Below are 4040 nucleotides of genomic sequence, written 5' to 3'. Positions count from 1 at the left end.
CTGGCGGCTGGGCCGCGCCGCCGGCGGCCGCGGGATCGCCGGCCTCCTCGGGCGTCCCGGCCGGCGCGTCCGGCGCCGCCGGTGCGTAGCTCTGGCCGCCGTCCTGGGTGCTCAAGTCATTGCGCATGAACACGTCGTCCCGCGGTTCGCCGCCCGAAGCATAGTCCGAAATACTGCCATCGTGGCGTTCGATGACGATGTCGGGGCGGCCGGCGGCCATGCTGATGCTGTCGCCGGCCGCCATGCCGCGGCCGAACAGGCCCATGACACTCCAGCGCGGCGAGGACGAGGGTTCGAAGACCGGATGCGCCACCTGGCCCAGCGTCCCGGGCCAGGAGTACAACTCCTCCATGGAGCGGGTCAGCAGGTCGGGCGTGTTGCCGCCCAGGCCGAAGCGCGTCAGGTTGACGATGCGGCCGCTCGCCGGATCGAGGTAGATGCCGGCGAAATCGCCCACGATCACATCCTTGGCCAGGCTGCCGCGGAAGAAATCGGAGCCTCGCCCGCCCAGCATATAGTTGCCGCCCGTGCCGGCGAGCAGAATGTCATTGCCGCCGTAGGCGATGTCGAGGGTCTCGATCAGGCTGAAGCGGTCGTTGACGAAGACCACCCGGCCATTGTCGCCGAACATGACATTCGAGCCCGCGCCGCTTTCCAGCACGTCGTTGCCCACGCCGCCGATCATCACACCCTCGCCATTGTTGTAGAGCGTGTTGTTGCCCCCCTCGGAAGGATAGGCCGACGTGAAGGACAGGATATGCCCGGCCGCCGTGAACAGGGCCTGCGCCGCGTTGCCGGCAATCAGGTTGAAGCCGCCCGCGGCGCGGATGCTGTCATCGCCCATGCCGCCCATGAGCACGTTGCGGCCGCTGCCCACCGAAATACTGTTGCCGCCGCTGGCGGCCACATTGAGGGTTTCGATGGCCACCAGGCCGGCGCCTGACAGATAGCGCGCCTGGCCGCCCGGCGCGGCCGGGTCGATGAAGTCGCCCCGGTCGCGCAGATAGTTGACCGGCGCCACCGTGACGATGCGGCCGAAATTGGCGAACACGATGTTGTTGCCGTCGCCTGCCGTGATGGTGTTGCCGCCCGCGGCCAGGCGGTCGGCCGAAACGCCCACCGCCAGCCCGGCCGCCTGGTCGGGCGTGAGCACCAGGGTCAGCGCCTGGAGCGTGCGCAGGTCCGGCGAACTGGCCAGGTCCATGGGAATGTCCAGGCTGATGTTCAGGCCGGCATTGCCGAACACGATGTTGTTGCCCTGGCCGGCATGGATGGTATTGCTGCCGCCGCCGCCGGCGAGCAAGTCGTTGCCCAGGCCGCCGTAGAGGATGTCGTCGCCGGCCCCGCCATAGAGGATCACGCCCTGCGTCGTGCCGCGCGCATCCAGCACATTGTTGCCCGCCTGGCCGAAACGCAGGGCCTGGCCGGCCTGGCGCTGGCCGGGCGTGGCGGTGTAGTAGCGGTCATCCTGGCTGGTCGAACCGAACAGCAGCACCGGACGATCGGCGCCGCCCACGGTGCTGCCCTCGGCCACCAGGGTATTGTTGCCGCCCCCGCCCTGCACCAGGGTGACGGTCCCCACCGGGGCATGGCGCACGGTAAAGACATCGTCGCCCTGGCCCAGCATGGTGTTCACCGATTGCACACCATGGAAAACGATACCCTGGTCATAGGCGTGCAGGCCGGCTTCGCTGGCCTGCAGGATGCTGCCGGCCGCCGAACCCAGGCCCGGCGTCATGCCCAGGCCGGTGATGCGGCCGAAATCGCCCGCCTGCGGTAGGTTGTACCGCTGGCCCAGGCCGCTCATCTGCTCGGCCTGATCCTGCATGCCGGCCTGGCCGGTCACCGTACCATCGTCGAACAGGCGGATGCGATTGTTGGCCGGCTCGGCCGGCGCCGCGCCGGTGCGGCGCGCGCCCAGGCCGGCATCGGTCTCGCCGGGCAGGATCACGGCGGCGCGCAGGCTGCCGTCGTAATCCGGCTGGTCCAGCGTCCCGCCCTCGATGAGCAGGCTGCCCTGGATGCCCGACACATCATGCGGCTGGTCCGGATAGTTGGCATAGCTGATGCCCGTGGCCGGATCGACGCTGATGACCGGCTGGTCGGTGGCGCGCGGGGCGCGCACCTTGCCCGGCTCATTGGCGGGGCCGGCATAGCCGGGATCCGCCACCGGCACGATGATGGGCGGCAGGGCCACATCATGCAGGCCGGGCAGCGTGGTCAGCAGCGTGGCCGACAGCTGCAGGTCGCGGCCGGCCAGGCTGAGCGGCGGCAGGCCGATACCGGCGCCGTCCTCCACCTTGACCAGCACCTGCTGGATCGCATCCCAGGCCTGGGCCCCGACGCCATTGGCCTCGAAGGCCAGCACCACGCTCTCGTGCCAGGTCTGGCCGCCGTCGGTCGACAGCAGCAGGCCCCGGCCCTGCATGCCCTGCAGCGCGGCGGCCAGGCCGTCGGCCGGCGACAGGCCGGCGCCCTGGGCCAGCGAGCCGTACAGGGCCGAGGCCAGCATGGCGCTGGTCAGCGACACATAGGCCTGGCCGCTGGCCGGACGCGGCAGGATGCCGGCGTCCAGGCTGACCGACAGCGCCAGCGTGTTGCCGCCCGCGGCGTCCAGCTGGCCGGGCTGGGTGGCGATGACCACCGGCTGCTGGCCGTCCAGCACATCGCGCGAGCCGGCGCGGCCCGAGACGATGGTATTGCGCTCGACGTCGCCCGACAGGTCGAAGGTATTGCTGCCACTGCCGCCGATCAGCGTGGTGATCACATTGCTGCGCGTGGACAGCACATAGATATGATCGTTGCCCTCGCGCGCATCCAGGTTCACGCGCTGGATGTTCTGGTAGCTGGTGTTCAGGCCGGCGCCGCGTATGCCTTCCTGCGTCAGCACGAAGGCGTCGTCCTCTTCGGTGCCCAGCAACGTGTAGGTATTCATGCCCTCGCCGCCGTCGATATTCAACGGCCCATTGAGCACGTAGCCGCGCGTGCCGCCGGCCTGCGGCGCCTCCTGCTTGAAGGCATAGACCATGAAGGCATCGTCGCGCTTGCCGCCGTACAGCGCCAGGGGCGCGGCATTGCTGTAGACGCGGAAGACGTTGACGCTGTTCTCGGCGCCGTAGATCGTCATCCCGTGGCTGTTGCCCGGCGACAGATAGCCTTGCGTGGTGCGCACGGTATCGACCTCGTCGCCCGCCGCCACGCTGGGCGGCAGACGGTCCAGCCCGAAGAGCTGGCCGATCTGGAACTCGTTCTGCTTGTCCGGGTCGCTGCCCAGGCCGCCGTCGATGGTCAGCTGCGTGCCGGTGTCGTCGATATAGAAACGATTGCCGCCGTCCACCGCATTCAGGCGCAGCCCGCCCGTGCTGCTGCGGTCGTAGTTCACGCGCTGCACCTCGTTGGCATAGCCCGCGCCCTGCGGCGTGAGCTTGGCCACGAAGTTCGCGCGCACCAGGAAGGTCTCGTCCGCCGTGGTGCCGTTGAGGGTCAGCGTATTGACGCCAGCCAGATTCTCCTGCCCCTGTCCATCGCTATTGTGGACGTTGATGAGGATGGAGGTCGGCAGCTCGGCCAGATTGACGATGATGCGGTTGTCGCCCAGGCCGCCGTCGACATCGACACGGTCGGTCTGCCCGCCCGATTGGCTGGTGAGCGAAGGCAGCTGGTCCAGCACGATGAGGTCGTTGCCCGCGCCGCCCGAAAGCGTGATGCCGCCGGCCAGCGCCCGCGCCGACAGATAGAGGTAATCATCGCCCTCGCCGCCCAGTACGGTGGCGCCGGCGCCAAGCAGGATCCGCGACATCCAGATCTTGTCGTCGCCCGCCCCCGACTCCAGCCGCAGATGGCCCAGGAAATCCGCGCGGTCCAGTGTGATGAGATCCTGGCCGGCGCCGGTCAGGAGCGTGCTGGCGCCGTGCTGAACCGTCTCGGAAAGCAGGAGGCTATTGGCGCCCTCGCCAGCGTCGATCCACAGGCTGCCCTGGCCCTCGGTCCGGGTCAGGGTGATATGGTCATCGCCCAGGCCGGTGGCGATGGACGTGTCG

Annotated in this window: 1 pseudogene; it reads right to left on the bottom strand. The window is 69.1% G+C overall.

Features of this window, described 5'->3' with window-relative positions:
* A pseudogene (locus AXA74_RS24435) lies at positions 1-4040 on the bottom strand (hypothetical protein); the annotation flags it as partial.

The organism is Bordetella hinzii LMG 13501, assembly GCF_001548475.1.
GTDB classification, from domain to species: Bacteria; Pseudomonadota; Gammaproteobacteria; order Burkholderiales; family Burkholderiaceae_B; genus Bordetella; species Bordetella hinzii.
Note: the sequence above shows the minus strand (reverse complement) of the source record. Positions and strands in the feature narration are given on the sequence as shown.